This is a genomic window from Anaerococcus nagyae (assembly GCF_040364225.1).
GTDB classification, from domain to species: Bacteria; Bacillota; Clostridia; order Tissierellales; family Peptoniphilaceae; genus Anaerococcus; species Anaerococcus nagyae.
In genome coordinates this window covers 803,393-826,218 of the sequence record NZ_AP031484.1, presented here as the reverse complement: position 1 = coordinate 826,218, position 22,826 = coordinate 803,393, and the positions used below count along the sequence as shown (strand labels likewise).

The following is a 22,826-nucleotide window of genomic DNA, read 5'->3' as shown; positions in this document are numbered from 1 at the left end:
AAAAATCCTAGTGCTTACGTATTTATATTATTAAAAACTAATTTCTTCCTCGCTTATTCCTAAATATTCATAAGCTCCATGTATATCTAGTAAATTATTAATAAGGTATTTTATTCTTAATTCTAATGGTACTAATATCATATATTTGTAAGATATCAAAAAGTTTTCTAAGTAGGCTTCTCGTTTTTTTAGGAATTCAAATATTTTTTTTTCACTTATAGGATTTATTCTAATTTCATCAAAATACTTTGTAGTATCTGGACCATAAATTATGCCCTCCCTCTCATTTGCAATATAGTTAGTTGTTTCACTTGCTACATTCAACATCAAAGCAAGACTTCTATTTATCTTGCTATTTTTAAAAGTTATAAGACCGACTAAATTTTCTTTTATCACAAAGGTGTAATCCTCCTCTGTATATTCACTTGATAATTCTTCTATTGTTGAATCTACATTACTATTAAATTTAAAATCATTGGGATTTTCCAAGATATATTTCATGCGATCTCTAATTATAGTGCTAACATCTACATCTCCTGCCGAGAAGAATTTAGGAGCTTTCCCGTCGTTAGCTTTACTTACAATGATTTTCTTTTGATCTGTATACAATTTATCTATCTTCCAAACTAATCCTGCTAAGTATATATGAGCATCTACTTGTATATCAGGTCTAATATCGAGCTCTCCAATTTTGCCTTTTCCATTGTATACTGTATAAACTTGATTACTAACAAACTGATTATAAAAAGAGCCTATTCTCATTAATTTTTCTATATTAATACCTGTGATAACTTCGGTTTCTAGGATTTCTATGTAACCTTTCTCAAGCATATAATTGGTAATATCTTTAAACTCATCATCACTTATATCGGAAAAGCTTGACAAAGTTTTATTAAGATAATAATATTCCTCTTTTGCTAACCCATAGTTTTCTAAAAGTGTAGATAAGACTTGATGAGCAAATACATCATAAGCTTTTACTGTTTCATCTAGCTTATCTAGTAATTTTTCCTCATAAAGACTAATTGTTGCAATAGATTGAAGAAGATCCCAAGAAGAGGAGCATATTTGATGAAGTATATTTTTACCCGTTTTTCTTCCGCTTCTACCAAGTCTTTGTGCAAGAGATAGTACAGAATTAGCTGCTCCATATTGGCTTACTGAATGTACAGCACCTATATCTATTCCAAGTTCTAATGTAGAGGTTGCAGTTATTACAAAATTTTCATTTCTTGCTTCTTTGGCAAATTCTTCTATTTCTTGTCTACGATTTTTGCTTACAGATGAATGATGAGCAAATATTTTTAAATTGCTATTTTTTTCTTTTGCTATTTTCCCTAGACCTACAGCAATAGCCTCTACTCTTTCACGAGCATTTGGAAATACTATCATTGGTCCTTCTTCTGCATATTCGTAAATCTTATATATAACGTCATTTGAAATATTATCGGATTCAAAAAAATCTAATGTAATTTCTAAATCATTTGCTGACTTATCAACCAAAATATTGGTATCTCTTCCATTATTAAAAAACTTTTTTGAAAGATTGTAATTTTCTTCTCCAATAGTTGCAGAAAGTCCAATCATCCTTGGTGGCTTGTATGTATATCTTAATATTCTTTCTAATAAAGACCTAAGTTGTAAGCCTCTATTCCCTATTAAAAAGCTGTGAATTTCATCTACTATTATATAGTTGACTTCGCTGAAAAGTTTACTAGCAATTTCTGATTTATCTGATAAAAGGGCTTCAATTGATTCAGGTGTTATTAAAACTATCCCTCTTGGATTAGCAATAAGCTTATCTTTTTTTGACTTACTTGCTTCTCCATGCCAAGAAGTTATTGGTATATCCATATCAAAGCACATATCACTTATTCTCTTAAACTGATCATTAATAAGAGCAATAAGTGGAGATATGTATATTATTTTGATTCCTTTTTCCCAGCTTTTAATCTTGCTTATTGCAGGCAAAAAGGCAGCTTCAGTTTTTCCTTGAGCTGTAGCTGCTGATAAAATCAAGTTATTTTCATTTGTAAAAAATGCTTTTATAGAAGCATTTTGTATTCTTGTAAGTGACGGCCAGCCTTTTTCATGTATATAAAATCTTAACTCTCTATTTAATAAGCTATAGGCATCTGTCATATTATCTCTATCTCATCATCTAAATCATCTGGATCTTTGCTAATAGTAAGAATATCTTTAAATCTCATAGTTAAAATATCCATAATTTCATTATTAGGATTTTGTCTTTTTAGATCAAGTATTTCTATAAAATCCTTAATAACGGCACGTGGTGTTAAAAATTCATCAGCTCCTGGTCTATTAAGCTGACCCTCCATGTAAGTTATTATCTCATTCTCGCTTATAGATATAGATTCTTTATAATTTACATTATAGATATTTACTAAGTTTTCTAAAAGTGTGTATATTTCCTCATTAGTTAAGGCTTTTAGCCCCAGTACTGTCCTGTTCGTGTTAATTAGCTTATTATCCATACTTTCTTCACTACCAAGTCTGCCTTTTAGAGCTCCGTAAGATGATAAACCACGATTCTCATCAAATATAGTCTTCCTTGTTGCACCAAAATTTATAAATAAACCCTTAGCTATATTAGATTTGCATTCATTATAGATATTTAAAATTCTCTCATAATTTCTTTCACGAGTAACAGATTGAGGTAACTTATATAAATTTACTGCCTCGTCAAAATTAACTACAAATCCACTATAACTTATACCTAAAAATAATTCGCTCATATTTTTTAAAGCATCAAACCAGTTATCATCATTGATTATTTTATTTATCCCAAGAAGTTTTTTAGACTCTGTTTTAGTAGTTATATCTCCCCTAAGCCATCTTATAGCATTGGCACGGAGTATTCTATTATCTTCTATTAATCCTTCATAAAATTTAACTATAGCTTCTCCAAATTCAAAAGATAGGCCTACAGCAGAAAAATTTCCTATTGTATTTAATATTTCATTAGAAACTTCTTTTTTATAGTTACCTCCTATTATTTCAGATATTTCAACATTATTCTTATCTGCTACTATACTAAATACATCATTTAACCATTCTTCTACAATAGTATCTAAAGCATTCCCTGTTTTTACAGTTTTTGTTTTTATATTATCTATAATTTCTGTATATAAAGCTACTGCTTTTCTATCATTTGCATAAAATCTTCTAGAAGGATTGAGATCTAGAGTTGATACTACAAAATTTTTTTGAATGGAAATTTGTTCTATTGTCGCTAACATAAAACTTTTACCAGAACCAAAATCACCTACCCAGAATCTTATATCTGATCTACCATCAGCTACACTATCTAGTATTTTTATAACTTCTTCTACTTCTCTATTCCTACCAACAAGCAAATGTTGCACACCCATATTGGGTACTACACCAGCTTCTAAAGAATTTATTATTACCGATGCTTCTTTGGGATTAATCCTGATCGCCACTTACATACTCCTTTATCATATCTACATAAAAGTCGTCTATAATGACCTTATCATTTTCTATTACTAATGTTTGATCACCAATATAATCATATAAGCTTTCATTTATTTTTCCTAAGTAAGTATTAAGAGTCATGCTATCATTTTTAGCTAGACAACTAAGTTGATCTTTTTTAATATATCCCTTACTTAAAATATCTTTTAATATATGATTATAAGTATTACGACTACATTTTTCTACATTTTCTTCTTTTTCAAATAAATCATTATCTTCATCTATTTCAAATAATTCATTTACCATAATAACTGTCTTATTTAAGTTAGCTCTTGATATATCAATCTTTTTATTATCAACTTTTATTTTTTTTGTCTTAGCTTTATTTAGATTTTTTATCTTCGCTATTAAGTCTAAAGTTAATTCATTTTTGTTAATAAGTCGTAAGAATTCATCATAATTTTCTTCCTTAATTACCCCAAATAAAATCTTATCATGATTTCCTCTATTTATTTTTTTCTTATATAAAAAATATAAGGCTAATATTTCATCATCTTTTTTAAGTAATTCTATAAGAATTTTCTTAAAATTTTCATCATTTTCGTGTTCATACAAGACTTTAATTTTTTCACTATCAGAAAGTGTTTCAACATATCTTATAAAGTCTTTAGTTTTATTATGGTTTTTCTTAAAATATAAATCATAGGCTCTAGAAATTTTTTCTTTATCAATGTTATCTAAATAATCCTCCTGATAGTTTTCAATAAAGTCGTACATTTTTCCATTATCAAAATCTTTTATAACATCAATAGATTTTTGAGTATTTATATTGGTCAAAAACGCAAATTTATCCCTTACATTAGATTCACTAATTAAAAATATACTATCTAAGATAATCTTTGAACTTTGATAAGGACTTACAATATTTAAAAGCTTTTCTCCATCAAGATCTTTATTATTAAATATTTGCTTAACAGTTGCTAAGTACATATCCAACAGAATATCTATTATATATTGATTTTTCCAAAGAACATTGTTTCTTTTGGATATTTGGTTAATAGCTAACTCTTCTTTTTTAGAAAAATCATATTTTTCTCTCAATATTCCTTTTGGATCCCACCACATGGATACTTTATTATTATCCGTTAAGTCAAAATACTCCCTTGTTTTAATATCAGGATCTTTTAATCCTTTACTTAACTCGAGAACTCTTTTTTGTATTAATTTAACCAGCTCATTGCCAAAATGACTTTTTAAAAAATTATAAGACTTGATTGGATCTTTATTAGATAATGGGTTATAAAAATTCAATACTTGGGCTTCTGCAATTAAATAAATACTATAATATATATCATAATTAACGCCCTCTCTCCTTAGCTTGGAAGATTCCCTTGCTACTGTAGTGTACTTTTTATTTAAATATTCTTCTAAGCTATCACAAAGACTAGCGTACATTTTTAGACTGGCTACATTTAATTGGTTAACTTTCATAGCCTGTGATTTATAGTGTCTATCTAATTTTAAAATCCAATACTTATAATCTTTAATAACAGGTTTTCCATCAAATTTTTCTTTAGGAATATTGACTTTATCATCAAAACTAATATTTACTACGCCCTTAATAGAGCCTTTATCAATTTTTCTTTTTATTGGAAGTCTTTTTTTATTTTTTATATCTAAAAAATCATTTATTAATTTTATAATATCATCAAATTCCATATTAACCTCCAAATTATATTTATACTACATTATACTTCGGCATTAATAAAAATGCTTAGAAAAAAACTGCTGTATAAAGACTTAATTAGCTTATCCAGCAGTTTTTGTATATGAAATTTCTGTGATATATACTGATTCATTGTATTAAGACTTACTGAAGCTATCTTTATTTATCATGATAAATTCTTCCATAAATGATATTGTTATTCTTATTAACAATTATAGTTTCATAAATCTCGTAAATTCCATAATAATCAAAGTATTCTACATTAGAATCAGTATTCTTCTAATGATTTAATATAAAATCTATACTCTGATTTACTGATCTTTCGTAAGTATTACCAAATTTTACTTGGTGCACCATCAAAAGATATAATCTATAAAATTCTAGTCTTAGCTCATAACCTTCATCTAGTGGATAAATTTCATCATATTCATTATAAAATTCATCAGAAAAACCACCAAAAACACTGCTAACACCTATATCAAACTCTCTATCGCCATAAAATGGACTTGGGTCAAATAAAGCAGGAGTACCATCTTCTAGGAACATATAATTACCTGCCCATAAATCTCCGTGAAGTAGAGAAGCTTCTGATTTATGATTGGACAGCTCAGCAATTATAATAGCTCTAACCTTCTTATATCTATCCAAAGAGCTACTATCCCAATAGCCTAAATCTATTAATTGTTGAGTTAACTTATCCATCCTTTGATTTATAAAAAGATCACTCCATGTATCTGTCCATTCATTAGAAAATTGAGTGTCAGAACCATTATGAGGATAATCAAAACCAAACTTATCATTTTTGCTATAATATCTATGTAGCCTTGCTACTACTTGTGCAAGTTTGCTTTGAGATCCATTTTTAGCTTCCTCTAGGAAAGATAACACTAGGTAACTATCATTATCTACATAACCATTCGCTATTACTCTCGGTGCTGGAATCCCAATTTTTTCAAATAATTTTAATCCTTCTATCTCTCCATAGTAAAAATTTTCATTAGAGTTTTCTTGAACTAGCATAAAATATATTTGATCATCTGTATATATTTTATAAGCAACATTAACATCTCCGCCATTTGCTAATCTTATATCTTTAATGTTATTGATAGGTAAATTTTCTAAAAATTTTTCCATAACTCCACCTCTTTTCATTAATATCTACTACCCTTACTTATTACTTACAAACTAAATTATTGTGTACTTTCCAACAAAAAAATAATTAATATATACTAAATCATTAATATTAATCATAAGCATATTTGACATATTACTTAACTAAGACTATAATAGATCCCGATTAAGGAATAAAAGGAGAGTATTATAATGAATAAAAAATTAATCGCATTAGCATTAGCAGGAACATTCGCATTTGCAGGATGTGGAAACAATGCTGACAAAAAAACAGAAGATACTAAAGAAGATACAAAAGTAACTGAACCAGCTGAAACTGAAGATACAAAAGACACAACAGTAACTGAACCAGAAGAAACTACTGATACAACAGAAGATAAAGCTGATGATGCTGCTGACAAAGCAGATGACGCTGCTGACAAAGCTGACGATGCTGCTGACGAAGCAGATGACGCTGCTGATACAGTAGAAAACGAAAATAAGTAATTTTTATATTATTCAAAAAAATGGATGAGAATTTCTCATCCATTTTTTGTGCCCTATTTTATAAAAGTATGCATTATATCATAATTCATATTATTTGTTAAATCCATATAATTAATATTATCCTCTGTATTTTTATATTTTTTAGTTTTACCTGTAAATTCTTCAGTAAGATAAGTTCTATTTAATAATCCGTACTCATCATATAATGACTCTGTCCATATATTATGGTAAGAAGTATTTAATATTTTACAAGCTTTATCCTTAGGACTCTTATAAATAATAGTTTCTACTAGTAGACCTTGTTCTGGTCTATAATCATTATTAAAATACTTATGATTTTGATTTGAAACTAAATTTCCTAAAGAATAATAAATCATTCCTTTCCTACCATCCTGACTAATGTATTCTTCGCGAGGTTGAATAACATGAGGATGATTTCCTATAACCATATCTGCTCCCCAATCAATCATGGCATGAGCTAAATTTATTTGCCAACTTTCTGGATATGAGGAGTACTCTACACCCCAATGAGGATAAACCACCACAAAATCTGCACCAGCTTTTCTTATTTTTTGTATGTCATCCATTATAAGTATAGGATCAATCATATCTATCTTATTTTTTTTATCCTTAGTGTTTAATAGATATTCTAAGCCGTTAATTTGCTCTGTATAAGCAAGAATTCCTACCCTAATACCATTGATATCTTTTATTAAATATTTCCTATATGGATCGATTCTGGTGCCACAATTGTCAATTCCATAACTATTCATAGCCTCTATTGTTGTATCCAAACCATCAATGCCTGTATCTAAAGCATGATTATTAGCTGTAGTTATAACATCTACTCCAATGTTTTTGAGAGATCTATATATATTTTTATCAGAATTAAAGGTTGGATAACCTGATGGCTTGTAATTAGGATTTGATGTAAATTCACAATTTACTATAAATAGATCAGAATCAGATGTAAATTCTTCTAACATTTCAAAATTTCTGTCATAGTTATAATTACCATTACCATAGCTATAGGCATATTTATCAAAGTTCAAGTGAGGCAATACATCTCCTCCAAATATAAGCTTTGCCATTTGAACTTGGTTGTAATCCTCACTTAAGTATTTTTTATTACTTATATCTTCCTTAGCATAAGCATTTGATATAAAAAATAAAAACGAAAAGAAAATAAAAATTATTTTTTTAATATATTTCATGAATACTCCTTAAATTACATATATATTAAAATAATTATAACACTCAGTAACTATATTTTTAAAAATAATACATACTTTAAAGAAAAAACCTTTATAGAATTTAAAATAATCTATAAAGGTTCTATTTAAATAATTTTATTTATAAATCTATACATAAGTTAATTATCATTTTTATCTGGATTCTTATATCCATCTTCAACAATCTTTTCCCCTTTACATGTGTTGATTCTTTTGCCTTCAAATTCTACTATGCCACAATTTTCCCCATTGCTCATAGGTACTTCATTTGCTCTTTTTTCTTCTTCTCTAAGTCTTAATCTTTCTTCTTCAACTACTTTATTATTTACAAAGTCTTCTTGATCCAAATCATCTCTTGACGTTGTATCTGTTTGATATGTTACCTTTTCTTTATTATCCATAATTTCCTCCTAATATTTGTTTTATCCATTATACCCAATTTTATTTATTGTAATAAAAAAGACCCATAAGGGTCTCATTGATTTAATGGGTTGCACCACCTGTCACGTTTAAATCTTCTTTATCACTGTATTTTACAATAGCTCTTATTGCTGCGTTTAATCCTCTTACAATATCTTCAAGACTCATAGATGCTGTATCTTTTTTATCTACAACCTGTTCTGTCAAATAAGGTACATGGATAAAACCTGCTTTTATATTTCCATATTTTTCAGCTAAATATAAGTCTTGATACATTATGTGATTGCATACAAAAGTACCAGCTGTATTTGATACGCTTGCTGGGATATTTTCTTTTTTTATTTCTTCTACCATAGCTTTTATCGGTAGTGTTGCAAAGTATGCAGGAGCTCCATCTTCTCTTATTGCCGTATCTATTGGTTGGTTACCTTCATTATCTTCTATTCTCGCATCATCTTGATTTATCGCAACTCTTTCTACTGTTATGCCGTATCTGCCACCAGCTTGTCCTACTGAAAGAACAACGTCTGGATTTATTTCTCTAATCTTTGCTTCTACAACATCTGCTGATTTTTGAAATACTGTTGGTATTTCTAGTTTTATAATCTCTGCCCCTTCAATCTCATTATCAATTCTTTTTACTGATTCAATTGCTGGATTAGTAGGTTCTCCTTCAAATGGGTCAAACCCTGTTACAAGTATTTTCATTTATTTTCTCCTTTATATAGTTAATTCTAAAAAGCCCAAAATCTCATTAATAATATATGCGCTATTACCATAACAATAGAAAATAGAGCTTGTTCTTTTAAAACTCCGTTTTTATCCTTCATTTCTAATATACCAACTGGTAATATATTGAAATTTCCAGCCATAGGTGTCAAAAGTGTTCCACAATAACCAGCTGTCATAGCAAGTGCAGCTGATATTGCAGGATCTGCTCCTTGGGCTATTACAAATGGTACCCCAATTCCTGCAGTGATAACCGTAAATGCTGCATAGGCATTTCCCATTATAGCAGTAAATATTACCATACCAAGTATATAAGCAATGGAACCTGTCCATGGATTTACAGTTGGTATCATACCTCCTATTATTGAAGCAATAACATCACCTACACCTGCTGCTGTAAAAATCGCACCTAAAGCAGCTAATAGTTGTGGTAATATAGCTACAGATCCAACCTGTTGAACCATTCTATCAGATTGTTTCATCATGCTAGAAAAGCTTGATTTAGTCATTATCATAGCGATTATTATGGCCACTATAGCAGTAAAACCTAATACTGATGCACTAGATTCTGGTATTAATTTTGCAATTATAATAGCAAGAACTGCCATCACAATAACTGGGATAAATATTTTATTCCCCAGTTTATTCGAACCTTCTACTTCAGTAGATTTGTCATTTTCTATAGATCCTTTTACAACTATTCCATTTACTAAAGATAATATTCCAATAATAACCACTAGTACTCCAGATACTACATAAGGTATCCATTTACCAAAGGCAAATAAAATTCCTAATATTATCCAAAAAATAACAGTAGTAACTTTCTTTTCATTGTCATTAGCTTTTGCTACCCTATATGCCGTATAGAAAAATTGTAATCCAATCAGTATATATATAAATTCTAAGAATCCATCAAAAAATTCTTTAGCTGGCATACCAAAAAATGTCATTACTTAGCTCCTTTCATCTTTTTATCATCAATGATATTTTTAATAATACCTAAGATTAGACATATTAAAGCTATAGGTAATGATTTTGAAGCTATATCAGCATTTGTAACAGGATACCCTAAAGTTTCCATTTGTCCTACTATAATCAACACACCTCCAGCACCTATAAAAGTATTTTGAGCAAAGAAATTACCAAAATTTTCCATAGCTGTTGCGCGTGCTTTTAATTTTTCTTTTTGTTCATCTGTTACTTGACCATTTTGTTTTTCAACCGCTGCTTCTGTCATCGGATAAATAATTGGTCTTACAAATTGTACCAAACCATATATTCTCATTGCCAAAAAACCAGCCAACTCTCTAAATAAAAGATAAACACTTAAAAGTGCCCCTGATGATAAATTCTTACGCTTTTTAACAATCTTTTCCGCAGATTGCTTTAAGCCGAACTGCTCCGATAGTCCTATTACTGGCAAAGTTATTATAAATATAGTAACTATCCTCTGTTTTACAAAATTTTCGCCTAGTATCTCTAGAAATTCAGTAAAAGGAATTCCCGCTACTAGAGCTGTTATGAATCCTGATAATATAACAGTAAATACTATATTTAGTTTAAAAATAAAACCTAATACTATTATCAGAATACCAATCAATTTTAAATATTCCATTTAATTCCTCCTTAGAATATTTATCAGTGTAAACTAAAAAATAATTAAAGTCAATGTATCATAGGTACATATCTTGATATAACATTTACAAAAATTGTCCTTAACTCAGCTAATAGTTTGCAGATATTTTTTATAATATAATTAGAAAATAAAATACAGTTTATATCTTTAAATTTTAAATACAGTCTAAAAACCTATAATTAGTTTTTAAGAAGTATAATAGTCCTAAGGAGATTATTATGTATTTTAAGCAAATTGAAGGTAAAGATTTAGAAGAAAATTTAGAATACTTTAATGTATTAGATGTAAGAACTAAAGAAGAGTTTGATAATGGTCATATAAAAAACGCTATCCATATCCCATATGATGAAGTAATTAAAAGAAAAGATGAGATACCTTTAGATAAGCCTTTGGTAATCCATTGTAGAACCAATAATAGGAGCGAATTTGCTGCTACCATGCTTATGTACGAAGGATTTTCAGATATTATTATAGCTCCTGGAGTTGAATTATATGATTATAAGTTAGAAAAATAAAGCTCCATTTGGGAGCTTTATTTACTCGTCAAGAAAATCTAAAATGTCGTTATAAACAATCTCATTTTCTTTTTCATTTAGTATTTCATGTTTCATATGAGGATATACTATATTTTCTATATGACTGTATCCAGCTTTTTCTAATATTTCAAAGGTAGATTCTAAACCCTTAGTTGAGCCTGTTACAATATCATCTTCACCCGTTACTGAAAGTATAGATAGATTCGGGTTATACGTATTATATCTAGATACTTTTGCCATCTTTTTATTAAGATCGATTATTACGGCTACATATCTTTCTAAAAATGTTTTTATTCTCATTGGATCATTTCTTTTTTCTATAACATTATCCATATTATATGAAATCCAAGTATCATCATCTTCTCCACCAGGTAGTAATGGAGTCATTATGCTAGGTTGATAACCTCTTGAAAAAAATGAAATTATATTTGCAAAGAATAATCCAACTCCAGCTATATTACTGCGTTCCACCGTTCCAGATAGAACTAACTTTTCTATAGTATCATCATAGCTTTGTATATACATACGAGCAATCATTGATCCCATAGAGTGACCTATCATACATACCTTAAGTCCTGGATGAGTTTGTCTCATAAAGGTATTTACTGCATAAGTATCATCAACCAGCTCTTCTGATAAACTCATATAACCATTAGGATACTTTTCTGAAATACTCTTACCATGCCCTCTATGATCGTGAGCAACTACTGTATATCCACTAGCTACCAGATATTTAATAAAGTTTAAATAATTGTATGAATGCTCAGCCATACCATGTACGATTTGGACAATAGCTTTAGGATTATCAGCTTCATAGATCCTTACAAATATATCATGCCCATCAGTATTAGTTAGGTAAACTTCTGTGTGATCCTCTAGATCACGTGAATTTCTTACAAAGAATTTACTCCCATTTCTTATGGATTTATAATCATTAGTCTTTTTTAAATAATATAATTGTGGGATAAATAAAACTATAAGTAAGATTGTTACAACCCAAGGAGTCATCATATTCCCTCATCTTTCTTAACTTCTACAGCTGATAGACCTCTCGGTGCATCTTCTCTTTCAAAGACCACCCTATCTCCATTATTAAGTTTCTTATATTCATCATCAGAAATAATATTTGTATAGTGAACAAAATAGTCTTCTCCACTATCCGACTCTATAAATCCATAACCTTTCTTATTATCAAAAAATTTTACGAATCCTTTCATCTTTCTTTCCTCACTGCTTGGTATAATATCCTCAGAGTATCATCTTTAACATTTCCCATACTATCCTCGTCAAATACTTCTATATCAGAAAAACCAACTTTTTCTACCAAATCTTTTATAAAATATCTTTCATAAACTCTTTCTTGTTGATATTCATATATTCTATTGTACTTTCCATCTTCATCTTCTATGAAAAAATTAAGATGCATATCAACAAGATCATCTTCCATGAAGTTATCCCATGTATAGAATATATCTTCATATTCATATACATAACAATTGGTTCCAAAGATTTCTCTCATCTTATATTCTGAATTGATATCAAATACTAAAAGTCCACCTAGCTTAAGATTTTTATAGCAATTAGCAAATAACTTCTCTAAATCCTTTGGGTTTGTAACATAATTTATAGAGTCTAAAAGTATGACTATCAAATCGTAAGCTCCCGGATTTTCAAATTCTACCATATCATAATAAATCAAATTTACATTATTTGGATTATAATTATTGGCAAATACATTTAACATATCGGTAGATAGGTCTAAGGCATCTATACTCTCAAATTCATCAAAGAAAAATCTAGTAAGCATGCCAGAGCCCGCGGCAAGCTCTAGCATATTTTTTCTATCAATATTATTTTTATCACAAAGATCTAGGATATTCTTTGCATATCTATCATATGCTAAGTCAAAGCTTAATTTATCATATATATAAGAAAAATCTTCGTACATTACTTATCCTTAATTTCATCTAAAGAAGATTGAGTTTTTTCTAATAGATCTTTATAGTTATCTAGTTTTTCACGTTCTTTATTCACAACAGATTCTGGAGCCTTGCTTACAAAGCTTTCATTATTTAACTTACCACTAGCTCTTTTAATCTCTCCTTCAAGTCTTTTTATTTCGTCCTTAAGTCTTTTGCGTTCTTGCTCATAATCCATAAGATCATCTAGACTCATTAGGACACTAAATTCGTTAAATACAAGATTTACTAAATTTTCTTTATTTCCAGTATATTCATCTTTAAGGTAAACATTTACTTCATTGGAATTAGCAAGATTTACAAATTGACCTTTTAAGCCATCTAATAAATCTTTATATTCTTGATTTTCTGCTAAAATAATTAAATCTTGTTTTTTCTTAGCACCTACATTTAAAGTAGCTCTTTGATTCCTTATAGCTATTATAGCTTCTATAGCTGAATTTACTGTGGATTCTTCGCTAGCAAATTCAAATTCTTCTCTAAATCTTGGCCACTTTTCCACTATAAGCATATCCTTTTTATCAGGTAAAGAGCTGTATATTTCCTCTGTTATAAACGGCATAAACGGATGTAGCAAAGCTATCATCTTGTTTAATACATAAAGCAACACTTTTTTAACATCAGATTTTTCTTTTTCGTCATCACCATTTAAACGAAGTTTAGCAAATTCTATATACCAATCGCAGTATTCCTCCCATATAAAATTTTCTATTCTACTTGCAGCAAGACCTATCTCATATTTTTCTAGATTTCTGCTAACTTCTTCTATTACATTATTTAATCTTTTTAATATCCATTTATCTTCTAAAGCCAACTCTGTATTATCGTCAAATACTAAGTCATCATCTTCGTCTATATTCATAAGAACAAATCTAGTAGCATTCCATAGTTTATTGGCAAAATTACGACTTGCTATTATTCTATTTTCATCATATCGCATATCATTTCCTGGGCTATTTCCTGTTATTAAAGTAAATCTAAGTGCATCTGCCCCATATTGATTAACTACATCTATAGGATCTACACCATTTCCTAAAGACTTACTCATCTTTCTACCTTGTGGATCACGGATAAGTCCTGTAAATAGTACGTGATTAAAAGGAACCTTACCTGTAGTATAAATAGATGCAAACACCATTCTTATAACCCAGAAAAATATTATGTCATATCCAGTTACTAGAATATCGGTTGGGAAGAAATAGTCTAATTTTTCATTTTCTATTGGCCAACCTAATGTTGCAAATGGCCATAGTGCTGATGAAAACCATGTATCAAGTGTATCTTCTTCTTGAGTCACATGTACTCCATTGAGTTTTCCTTCTTCATCTGGGTCTTCCTCAGAAACAATTATTTCCCCATCATCTGTATAATAAACTGGTAGTCTGTGTCCCCACCATAATTGACGTGATATAGTCCAATCTCTGATATTATTTAGCCAGTTCATATAAGTTTTTCCTAAAGAATCTGGAATCAATTCTAATTCTTCTGACCTATAAGCATCTATAGCAAGCTGCGCTAAACGATCCATCTTCACAAACCATTGTTTAGATATAAGTGGCTCTATAACTACATTTGTTCTTTCACTATAACCAACAGCATGGGTTAAAGTCTCTATTTTTTCTAGATATCCTTCATCTTCTAATTGTTCAACAAGAAGTTTACGAGCTTCATATCTATCTAAACCAGAATATTTTCCATAGCCTTCTACTACATGAGCCTTACTGTCAATAACAATACATTGGCCTAGATTATGGCGAGCACCTACTTCAAAGTCATTAGGATCATGGCTTGGAGTTATTTTTACACAACCTGTACCATATTCCATATCCACATAGGAGTCTTCTATTAAAGGGATTTTTCTCCCTATTATAGGTAATACTAGATTTTCACCGATTTTATCTTTAAATCTTGGATCTTCTGGATTAACTGCTACTGCTAAGTCACCAAACATAGTTTCTGGACGAGTAGTAGCTATAGTAATGTATTCGTCGCTATCTTCAAAGAAGTATTTGATATACCACAAGTTGCCTTCTTTTTCTACATGGTAAACTTCTGCATCTGATATAGCAGTCTCTGCTTCAGGATCCCAGTTTATAATCCTATCACCTTGATAGATCAAACCATCATCATACATCTTCTTAAATACATGCTTTACTGCCCTTGTCAAATTTTCATCCATAGTGAAACTATCAGCATCCCAATCACAAGATACGCCTATAGTTCTTAATTGTTTTTTTATAGTTCCACCATATTCATCAGTCCAAGCCCATGCTTCTTCTAAAAACTTTTCACGCCCCAATTCTTTTTTAGTATGGCCTTGACTTCTAATCTTATTTACTACTTTAGCTTCTGTAGAAATCGATGCATGATCAGTACCTGGTATCCATAAAGCTTCAAAACCTGCCATCCTCTTATAGCGAATAATAATATCTTGAATAGTATTATTTAATGCATGCCCTAAGTGCAATTGTCCAGTAACATTTGGCGGAGGCATAACTATTGTAAAAGGCTTCTTATCCTTAATTACATCTGCATGAAAGTAACCACCATCTTCCCATTTTTTGTATATTTCATTTTCAAATTCACTAGGATTATATTTTGTATCCATATTTTCTCCTTTACTAAAAAAGGTGGCAAAGCAATAGCTCTAGGACGAGTTATCGCGTTACCACCTAAATTTCTTTTATAAAAAAGACTCTCTTTCGTACTAATGCGTACCACACGAAATATAAATAAAAGCAACCTTCAAAAGCTTATAATAAAGATTTACACCAACCATCTTCTCTCTTAAAATACTTACCTTTTACTCCTCTTTTAATATTTCTTATATCGAATATATTATATTATAATCAATAAAATTGTCAAAAACAAATAAAATTATGAAAACATTTTTATATAATATCCTTTGGAATTCAACAATATTATTTGTTTGTTTATAAACAAACAATATAGAAAGATCTATCTATACAAAATATATATGAAAATATTTTCATAAAATCAAAATAGTGATATAATAAGTTTAAAGTTAAGAGGAGGGATTATGAACTTATTTGTATATATTATTTCAGATGCTGATGGACTAGGCATTAGCCACTTAGCAAAAAGTACAATGGAAAAGTTTGAAGTAGGTTATGACGAAAAGTCTTTTACAAATATTAGCTCCCCTGAAAATTTAAATGAAGTTTTTAATGAAATCAAAAATGATGAAGGATCAAAAATAATTTTCAATTCTCTTAACGATATAAGTCACAATAAAAACTTAAAGACATTTAGTGAAGATTATAATATCCTTACCATCGATTATGCTAGCTATTCTCTTAATAGAATTAGCAAGTTTTTAGGAATGGATCCATTGGATATTGAACTTGAGGATGACTATAAGGTAATCCATCACTATAAAAGATTGGATGCTCTAGATTTTGCTATCCGCTATGATGATGGTAGAGATTTTAAGGGTCTAGAATATTGTGACATATGTATAATAGGAGTTTCTCGATCATCAAAAACACCTTTATCTGTCTATCTAGCAAGTATTGGCTATAAAGTTTCCAATGTTCCTTTGCTTAGAGAATCTGTTGTACCCAGAGAACTTTTTGAAATTGATTCTAGAAAAATTTTTGGTCTTACTATGGATAAAACGAGACTACAAAAAATCAGAGAACAAAGACTAGAGTCTATTAATTTACCAAAAAATTCCAAGTACTGTGATATCAATCATATTGAGGATGAACTTAAATATGCTAAAGAAATTATGGAAGATTTAGATTGCATGATAATAGATGTAACAAATAAATCAATTGAAGAAACTTCTGAATATATCATTAGTAAAATCGAAAACATTCCAAATTGAGAGGAGGAAAAAATGGCTTATAAATACGTTTATGGCTTTAACGAAGGTAACAAAGATATGCGTGCTCTCCTAGGTGGTAAGGGCGCAAACTTAGCTGAAATGACAACATTGGGTATTCGTGTACCTTATGGCTTTACAGTTACAACAGAGGCTTGCACAAGATTTTTTGACGAAGATAGAAAGCTATGGGATGAGCTTAACAAGGAAATTAGTAATCATATTAAAATCTTAGAAGAAGAAAATGGAAAAACTTTTGGATCTACAGACGATCCTCTTCTTGTATCTGTTAGATCTGGCGCGCCTATTTCTATGCCAGGTATGATGGATACTATCTTAAACCTAGGTTTAAATGATGATGCAGTTATAGGTCTTGCTAAAAAAACAGACAATGAAAGATTTGCCTACGATTCTTACAGACGTTTTATACAAATGTTTGCAGATGTAGCTATGGAACTAAATAAAAATAATTTTGAGAATCTTTTAACTGCAAAGAAAAATGATAGAGGTGTAGAACTTGATACAGATCTTACAGCTGAAGATTTGAAAGAATTAGTTGAAGAATATAAAGATAAATATAAAGAGTTAAAGGGAGAAGATTTTCCACAAGATCCTCGCAAGCAACTAGATTTAGCCGTAGCTGCCGTTTTTAGATCTTGGGGGAATGAAAGAGCTGTACTCTATAGAAAATTAAATGATATTGATGATACTATGGGAACAGCAGTAAACGTTCAAACCATGGTATTTGGTAATATGGGAGATACTTCTGGTACAGGAGTGGCATTCTCTAGAAACCCTGCAACAGGTGAAAACAAGCTATTTGGTGAATTTTTATTAAATGCTCAAGGGGAAGATGTTGTTGCTGGTGTTAGAACTCCACAAGAAATACATACTCTAAAAAATTCTATGCCAGAAGTTTTTGATGAATTTGCAAAAACTGCCAAAAAACTTGAAGATCACTATCATGATGTTCAAGATATGGAATTTACCATCCAAGAAGGAAAGTTATTCTTATTACAAACAAGAAATGGTAAAAGAACTGCTCAAGCTGCAGTTGAAATAGCTGTTAATATGGTAGATGAAGGTCTTATTGATAAAAAAGAGGCTGTACTTCGTATAAATCCAAAAGACTTAGATGGTCTTCTCCACCCTACATTTACTAAAGAAGAATTAGATAATAATGAAGCTGCTACAAAAGGTCTAGCTGCTTCTCCAGGAGCTGCTGTAGGTAAGATTGCATTTTCTGCAAAAGATGCTGCATTAAGAGCAGATAGTGGAGAAAGTGTAATATTAGTTCGTGAAGAAACTTCTCCAGAAGATCTTGAAGGTATGGTTAAAGCAAAAGGTATACTTACAGCTCGTGGCGGCATGACAAGCCATGCGGCAGTAGTAGCTCGTGGTATGGGTAAATGCTGTGTATCAGGTGCTTCTGAAATTCATGTAGATGAAGATGAAGAAACTCTAAGAATAGGCAAAGAAGTTTATGGAAAAGATGATACAATATCCATTGATGGATCTACTGGAGCCATCTATATAGGAAATCTAGAAACTCAATCTCCTCAACTTGAAGGAAACTTCGGAGAATTTATGAGCTGGGTAGATGAATTTAGGGATATGAAGATTAGAACAAATGCAGATACACCAAGAGATGTAAAACAAGCTTTAGAATTTGGTGCTGAAGGTATCGGTTTATGTAGAACAGAGCATATGTTCTTTAAGGAAGATAGAATCTTCCAAGTTAGAAAAATGATTCTAGCAAGTGACGTTAAAACTAGAAAACAAGCTCTAGATAAAATTCTTCCTATGCAAGAAGATGACTTCTATCAAATTTATTCTCTAATGGGAGAAAGACCAGTAACAGTTAGACTTCTTGACCCACCACTTCATGAATTCTTACCAAGAGAAGAAGAAGCAATTAGGGACTTAGCACTTGATTTATCCATAGAACCTGCTCGTATTCACGAAAGAATTGAGGAACTTGAAGAAGTGAACCCTATGCTCGGTTTTAGAGGATTAAGACTTGGTATTGCTTATCCAGAAATATCAAGAATGCAAGCTCGTGCTATAATTCAAGCTGCCATACATTGTCATGAAGATGGAAATAAAGTTATTCCAGAAATTATGATCCCACTTTCCAGTGATGTAAAAGAACTAAAGTATGTAATAGATGAAGTAAATGATGAGATAAAGAAAGTATTTGAAGAAAAGAATACAGAAATAAAATATCTTGTTGGGACAATGATAGAAATCCCAAGAGCTGCTATTACAGCAGATGAGATTGCAGAAATCACAGATTTCTTTAGTTTTGGTACTAATGACTTAACACAAATGACTTTTGGTCTTTCAAGAGATGATGCAGGTAAGTTCTTACCATTATATCTAGATAAAGACTTATTTGAAAAAGATCCTTTCCAAGTTCTTGATCAAAAAGGTGTAGGTTTCTTAATAGAAACAGCAGTAGAAAAAGGACGTGCTGCTAAATCTGATCTTCACCTAGGTATATGTGGCGAACATGGTGGAGAGCCAAATACAGTAAAATATCTGTATAATGTAGGACTTGATTATACATCTTGTTCTCCATTTAGAATTCCTATAGCAAAACTTGCTGCAGCACAAGCTTCTATAGAAAAGAAAGATAATAAATAGATTAGTAGACCTCCATAACTATTAATATCTAAAAAGGGACTAAGAATTTATCTTAGTCCTTTTTAGATATTATTTTGCATCATTTAGTTCTTCTTTTGCATGAACTAACTGAGTTATTATTTCATTATATGGAGTAGCTATATTATGAGTTTTACCCTTATTAACTACCGCTCCATTAATAAAGTCTATTTCTATTTTTCTATTTCTTTCTACTAAATCTTGATACATAGATGGATAATGATCTTTAGCTGCTTTTGATGTTTCGCGTATATAATCTAGCATTTCTTTTTTATCAAGGTTTACTCCATCTGCATTGCCTACTTCTACAAATTCTTTTACAAGCTCATCAATTATTCTCTCATGAGCATCTATTGCAAAAAATTCTCCAACTGTACACTCTAGTAAAGCTGTCATAGAATTCATAGTTCCATTTACCATAACTTTTCTCCAAATAGCATACATTACATTTTTATCATAGCGTGCATTTAGCTTACCTTCATTTAATATATCAGCTACCTTTTTGCCAGCTTCTTCATTACCACCTATATTTTGAACATCTATAGTGCCTATATCTCTAATAGTAATAGAACCAGGCTCTTCTAGAGCTGCTGCCCATATGGTAACTCCCATATTAATTTGATTTAAATTTACATAATTTTTCAAGATTTCTTCATGTCCCATGCCATTTAGTAAGCAAAGAATTTGAGTATTCTCATCTATAAGATGAGATATAGCTTCCATCATATCTTTTAAATACATAGACTTTGTCATAACTACTATTAAATCAGCTTTTTTACTAGCTTCGCTAGGTTTCATAGCTTGAATTTTTATATTATCATCAAATTCTCCCTTTACAGTAAGACCATTATTATTTATATTATCTATATGATCCTGCCAATAATCTAATAAGATAACTTCATTGTCAGAATTTTTACTAATCTTATATCCAATAGTGCAGCCCATGGCACCACTTCCTGCAATATAAACTAACATATTTTTTCTCCTTAATTAATCCTTGAATGCAAATATGATTTAATTATAAGTGCAAACAAAATTTTAAAAATATAATCAATACTGACAATTACATAATACCCAATAAATTATCGTCTATAAAATATTAAATATAGGATATTCTTAATTTAAAAAACTTATAAGATTGTTTTTATTAGTAGTATCAATATATTTTAGTCACATTAGCCTATAATTATTTCTCTTTTGATACTACTTATCATATGGTAATTTGATCAAAAGATCTAATATAAAATAACTCTATCATTATTATTTCATAAATTTTAACTACAAAGTCAGTCTAAAATATTATCTCTTAGAAGATTTATTTGTAGATTATTTCCCTTTAGTTTAACATATGCAGCATCTACTAGATATCCAACTGCATTGATTTGATTTTCATCGCTTGATGTAAGTAAGCTATCATAATAATCGTCGTATTCTGGTAACCTAGGATGATTAAGAATACTTTCTAAGTCTTTAACTTTCAAATTTTTAGGATCGACTTCTCCTTCAATCATTATTATCGTCCTATGACTATCTACCGATATTTGAGTTTTTATACTAGAAAATTCATGTTGGACATAATATTCTAAAATTACATTTAATATTTTTATTGCTTTTTCTCTTTCCCTAATCATGATTACGCCTTTCAACAAAACTCTTATAAAGAGGAACTAAAACCGCTGCAACCATCCCGCCTGCAAGTCCATTATTATATAGATTAATTCCACCATGGATTAATGTAACATTTGTAGCTACTGCTTTATGAATAAATCCTGCAAATATACCAGCAATTATACCAAATTCTCCCGCTATAGGTGCTATAGTTGTAGAAAATAAAGCAGTTAAAACAGCAAGTGTACTAGAAGGTTCATATTTATTTACCATACTAGCAATATAAACCCCCATCATTATTGGCAATACATTTTTGGGATGCTTACCAAATGCACTAAATCCCATCACAGTTAATATACCACCAACTATTGGACCATTAAATTTGCCTCCACTTAAAAATACGAACCCAACACATATAAGTCCCATTAAACCTATATTAAAAATCACCAAATATCTATTAGAGAAAATAGTAAAATCAGTCACAAGCCTACCACTACTTTCTAAAATCTCCTTATAACCATTTAGTCCCTTATTTTCTATTATGCCATATGACATCAATCCTAAGCTAAGCACTAACAAAAATATAATAGTGTATGTGTCATTACCATAATAAATTAAGCTAACTCTAGGAATTTCTTTATCAAACATTCTTAAGATTCCAACTAAAACTATAGCAATTATTCCTAAAGAAAATCCAACATTGTATAAAGAGTAGCCATCATGAAACTTTAGCATCGAACTTGATAGCGGAATTATTATAAGACCAACTAGTATACCTACAATAATTCCTAAAATTATACCTATACTTAACTTAAATCCAAGTGAAAACATAAATAAGCTAACTATAGGACTTAAACCAGTTACAAAACAAACAATATGCATATAATTTGCCAATTTAAGATTTTTTAACTTAATATATAAATAAACACCGAGCATTAGAGGAATAGAGTTTACTATATTTTTTCCAAAAAAACTAAAGCCTGTTACAGTAAACATAGCTGCTATTAATGCCCCTGTTAATCTTGCATCACATTTCTTAGCTAGCATGATAGTAAATAGTAACATCAAACCAGCATTAACATAGCTTGCACCAAGTCCACCAATTTCCATATAGTCAGATACAAGAACACTTGATGACTTAATTATATTGAATAAACCAAATAAAGTATCTCTTATTGGACTTATTAAAAGTCCATAAATAATAAGAATAAAGCTTGCTATATAAAAATTTTTGTACCAAAAATCATTTAATTTTTTCATATTTTATAAATCCCCTCTAATCTTTAAATTTATTAAGAAGTATTTAACATAAACTCTATAACATATTTAATACTCACATACTTGTAAATCTAAATATAATATTCATAGTATTCTAT

The 22,826-nt window shown here is 29.9% G+C and carries 20 protein-coding genes; 4 read left to right on the top strand and 16 right to left on the bottom strand.

Translation table 11 applies throughout. The annotated features are described in order from the left end of the window. Positions 1-30: 30 nt before the first annotated feature. The 4 genes from ABXG81_RS04005 to ABXG81_RS03990 all read right to left on the bottom strand — a co-directional run bounded on the left by ABXG81_RS04005 (position 31) and on the right by ABXG81_RS03990 (position 6,316). A complete protein-coding gene (locus ABXG81_RS04005; RefSeq protein WP_353529190.1) occupies positions 31-2,142 on the bottom strand; it encodes a DEAD/DEAH box helicase in 2,112 nt (703 codons plus the stop codon). Beyond that, complete coding sequence (locus ABXG81_RS04000; protein WP_245949636.1) at positions 2,139-3,464, bottom strand: ATP-binding protein; 1,326 nt, start codon at positions 3,462-3,464, stop codon at positions 2,139-2,141. The genes ABXG81_RS04005 and ABXG81_RS04000 overlap by 4 nt, the downstream gene beginning before the upstream one ends. Next, on the bottom strand, positions 3,448-5,175 hold the full coding sequence (locus ABXG81_RS03995; RefSeq protein WP_353529189.1) for a tellurite resistance TerB C-terminal domain-containing protein: 1,728 nt from the start codon (positions 5,173-5,175) through the stop codon (positions 3,448-3,450). Before ABXG81_RS03995 ends, ABXG81_RS04000 begins: the two co-directional genes overlap by 17 nt. 286 nt (positions 5,176-5,461) lie before the next feature. After that, positions 5,462-6,316: a fructosamine kinase family protein gene (locus tag ABXG81_RS03990; protein ID WP_316116120.1), complete on the bottom strand. Its 855-nt coding sequence runs from the start codon at positions 6,314-6,316 to the stop codon at positions 5,462-5,464. A gap of 189 nt (positions 6,317-6,505) precedes the next feature. Here ABXG81_RS03990 and ABXG81_RS03985 point away from each other — a divergent pair, with 189 nt between their 5' ends. Next, a complete protein-coding gene (locus tag ABXG81_RS03985; protein WP_117520979.1) occupies positions 6,506-6,799 on the top strand; it encodes a hypothetical protein in 294 nt (97 codons plus the stop codon). A gap of 53 nt (positions 6,800-6,852) precedes the next feature. Here ABXG81_RS03985 and ABXG81_RS03980 read toward each other — a convergent pair whose 3' ends face one another. From ABXG81_RS03980 to ABXG81_RS03960, 5 genes are all read right to left on the bottom strand, one after another. Continuing rightward, on the bottom strand, positions 6,853-8,013 hold the full coding sequence (locus tag ABXG81_RS03980; protein ID WP_353529188.1) for a CapA family protein: 1,161 nt from the start codon (positions 8,011-8,013) through the stop codon (positions 6,853-6,855). A 158-nt stretch (positions 8,014-8,171) separates the two neighbouring features. Further along, a complete protein-coding gene (locus ABXG81_RS03975; protein WP_245325672.1) occupies positions 8,172-8,432 on the bottom strand; it encodes a hypothetical protein in 261 nt (86 codons plus the stop codon). Positions 8,433-8,514: 82 nt separating this feature from the next. Beyond that, positions 8,515-9,159: a pyroglutamyl-peptidase I gene (gene pcp / locus ABXG81_RS03970; RefSeq protein WP_288222977.1), complete on the bottom strand. Its 645-nt coding sequence runs from the start codon at positions 9,157-9,159 to the stop codon at positions 8,515-8,517. Positions 9,160-9,185: 26 nt separating this feature from the next. Next, positions 9,186-10,130: a DUF979 domain-containing protein gene (locus ABXG81_RS03965; RefSeq protein WP_245325671.1), complete on the bottom strand. Its 945-nt coding sequence runs from the start codon at positions 10,128-10,130 to the stop codon at positions 9,186-9,188. Continuing rightward, the gene (locus ABXG81_RS03960) at positions 10,130-10,795 is read right to left on the bottom strand and encodes a DUF969 domain-containing protein (protein WP_209813647.1); all 666 of its coding nucleotides are present in this window, start codon (positions 10,793-10,795) and stop codon (positions 10,130-10,132) included. Before ABXG81_RS03960 ends, ABXG81_RS03965 begins: the two co-directional genes overlap by 1 nt. Positions 10,796-11,034: 239 nt before the next feature. Here ABXG81_RS03960 and ABXG81_RS03955 point away from each other — a divergent pair, with 239 nt between their 5' ends. Then, on the top strand, positions 11,035-11,331 hold the full coding sequence (locus ABXG81_RS03955; RefSeq protein ID WP_209813645.1) for a rhodanese-like domain-containing protein: 297 nt from the start codon (positions 11,035-11,037) through the stop codon (positions 11,329-11,331). A 21-nt stretch (positions 11,332-11,352) separates the two neighbouring features. On the opposite strand, the gene ABXG81_RS03950 is transcribed toward ABXG81_RS03955, so the two are convergent. The 4 genes from ABXG81_RS03950 to ABXG81_RS03935 are packed head-to-tail and all read right to left on the bottom strand — an operon-like array spanning position 11,353 to position 15,939. Next, positions 11,353-12,363, bottom strand: coding sequence for an alpha/beta hydrolase (locus ABXG81_RS03950; RefSeq protein ID WP_316116452.1), 1,011 nt, complete (start codon positions 12,361-12,363; stop codon positions 11,353-11,355). After that, positions 12,360-12,569 carry a cold shock domain-containing protein gene (locus tag ABXG81_RS03945; protein ID WP_117520968.1) on the bottom strand — a complete coding sequence of 70 codons (210 nt, stop codon included), beginning with the start codon at positions 12,567-12,569 and terminating at the stop codon, positions 12,360-12,362. Before ABXG81_RS03945 ends, ABXG81_RS03950 begins: the two co-directional genes overlap by 4 nt. Continuing rightward, the gene (locus ABXG81_RS03940; protein ID WP_353529187.1) at positions 12,566-13,300 is read right to left on the bottom strand and encodes a class I SAM-dependent methyltransferase; all 735 of its coding nucleotides are present in this window, start codon (positions 13,298-13,300) and stop codon (positions 12,566-12,568) included. The genes ABXG81_RS03945 and ABXG81_RS03940 overlap by 4 nt, the downstream gene beginning before the upstream one ends. Then, the gene (locus ABXG81_RS03935) at positions 13,300-15,939 is read right to left on the bottom strand and encodes a valine--tRNA ligase (protein WP_353529186.1); all 2,640 of its coding nucleotides are present in this window, start codon (positions 15,937-15,939) and stop codon (positions 13,300-13,302) included. The genes ABXG81_RS03940 and ABXG81_RS03935 overlap by 1 nt, the downstream gene beginning before the upstream one ends. A 432-nt stretch (positions 15,940-16,371) precedes the next feature. Between ABXG81_RS03935 and ABXG81_RS03930 the strand changes: the two genes are divergently transcribed. Together ABXG81_RS03930 and ppdK are read left to right on the top strand one after the other, a co-directional pair. Then, positions 16,372-17,181 (top strand): pyruvate, water dikinase regulatory protein, encoded by an 810-nt coding sequence (locus tag ABXG81_RS03930; protein ID WP_117520962.1) that lies wholly within the window; start codon positions 16,372-16,374, stop codon positions 17,179-17,181. A 12-nt stretch (positions 17,182-17,193) separates the two neighbouring features. After that, entirely contained in the window at positions 17,194-19,824 is a 2,631-nt protein-coding gene (ppdK, locus tag ABXG81_RS03925; RefSeq protein ID WP_117520960.1) for a pyruvate, phosphate dikinase, read from the top strand. A 69-nt stretch (positions 19,825-19,893) separates the two neighbouring features. Here the strand turns inward: ppdK and ABXG81_RS03920 are convergent, their stop codons facing one another. The 3 genes from ABXG81_RS03920 to ABXG81_RS03910 all read right to left on the bottom strand — a co-directional run bounded on the left by ABXG81_RS03920 (position 19,894) and on the right by ABXG81_RS03910 (position 22,710). Continuing rightward, a complete protein-coding gene (locus ABXG81_RS03920; RefSeq protein ID WP_353529185.1) occupies positions 19,894-20,817 on the bottom strand; it encodes a 2-dehydropantoate 2-reductase in 924 nt (307 codons plus the stop codon). Between the two features lie 311 nt (positions 20,818-21,128). After that, complete coding sequence (locus ABXG81_RS03915; protein WP_117520956.1) at positions 21,129-21,473, bottom strand: hypothetical protein; 345 nt, start codon at positions 21,471-21,473, stop codon at positions 21,129-21,131. Continuing rightward, positions 21,466-22,710, bottom strand: a complete 1,245-nt coding sequence (locus ABXG81_RS03910; RefSeq protein ID WP_117520954.1) for a DUF1576 domain-containing protein — start codon at positions 22,708-22,710, stop codon at positions 21,466-21,468. The genes ABXG81_RS03915 and ABXG81_RS03910 overlap by 8 nt, the downstream gene beginning before the upstream one ends. Positions 22,711-22,826: the final 116 nt, after the last annotated feature.

Bases quoted from the DNA above. Each gene is read 5' to 3' on its own strand.
- ABXG81_RS03965 (WP_245325671.1), bottom strand. From the start codon at position 10,130: ATGACATTTTTTGGTATGCCAGCTAAAGAATTTTTTGATGGATTCTTA.
- ABXG81_RS03920 (WP_353529185.1), bottom strand. From the start codon at position 20,817: ATGTTAGTTTATATTGCAGGAAGTGGTGCCATGGGCTGCACTATTGGA.
- ABXG81_RS03990 (WP_316116120.1), bottom strand. From the start codon at position 6,316: ATGGAAAAATTTTTAGAAAATTTACCTATCAATAACATTAAAGATATA.
- ABXG81_RS03960 (WP_209813647.1), bottom strand. From the start codon at position 10,795: ATGGAATATTTAAAATTGATTGGTATTCTGATAATAGTATTAGGTTTT.
- ABXG81_RS03915 (WP_117520956.1), bottom strand. From the start codon at position 21,473: ATGATTAGGGAAAGAGAAAAAGCAATAAAAATATTAAATGTAATTTTA.
- ABXG81_RS03955 (WP_209813645.1), top strand. From the start codon at position 11,035: ATGTATTTTAAGCAAATTGAAGGTAAAGATTTAGAAGAAAATTTAGAA.
- ABXG81_RS03985 (WP_117520979.1), top strand. From the start codon at position 6,506: ATGAATAAAAAATTAATCGCATTAGCATTAGCAGGAACATTCGCATTT.
- ABXG81_RS03930 (WP_117520962.1), top strand. From the start codon at position 16,372: ATGAACTTATTTGTATATATTATTTCAGATGCTGATGGACTAGGCATT.
- ABXG81_RS03995 (WP_353529189.1), bottom strand. From the start codon at position 5,175: ATGGAATTTGATGATATTATAAAATTAATAAATGATTTTTTAGATATA.
- ABXG81_RS03950 (WP_316116452.1), bottom strand. From the start codon at position 12,363: ATGATGACTCCTTGGGTTGTAACAATCTTACTTATAGTTTTATTTATC.
- ABXG81_RS03940 (WP_353529187.1), bottom strand. From the start codon at position 13,300: ATGTACGAAGATTTTTCTTATATATATGATAAATTAAGCTTTGACTTA.
- ABXG81_RS03910 (WP_117520954.1), bottom strand. From the start codon at position 22,710: ATGAAAAAATTAAATGATTTTTGGTACAAAAATTTTTATATAGCAAGC.
- pcp (WP_288222977.1), bottom strand. From the start codon at position 9,159: ATGAAAATACTTGTAACAGGGTTTGACCCATTTGAAGGAGAACCTACT.
- ppdK (WP_117520960.1), top strand. From the start codon at position 17,194: ATGGCTTATAAATACGTTTATGGCTTTAACGAAGGTAACAAAGATATG.
- ABXG81_RS03975 (WP_245325672.1), bottom strand. From the start codon at position 8,432: ATGGATAATAAAGAAAAGGTAACATATCAAACAGATACAACGTCAAGA.
- ABXG81_RS04005 (WP_353529190.1), bottom strand. From the start codon at position 2,142: ATGACAGATGCCTATAGCTTATTAAATAGAGAGTTAAGATTTTATATA.
- ABXG81_RS03935 (WP_353529186.1), bottom strand. From the start codon at position 15,939: ATGGATACAAAATATAATCCTAGTGAATTTGAAAATGAAATATACAAA.
- ABXG81_RS03980 (WP_353529188.1), bottom strand. From the start codon at position 8,013: ATGAAATATATTAAAAAAATAATTTTTATTTTCTTTTCGTTTTTATTT.
- ABXG81_RS03945 (WP_117520968.1), bottom strand. From the start codon at position 12,569: ATGAAAGGATTCGTAAAATTTTTTGATAATAAGAAAGGTTATGGATTT.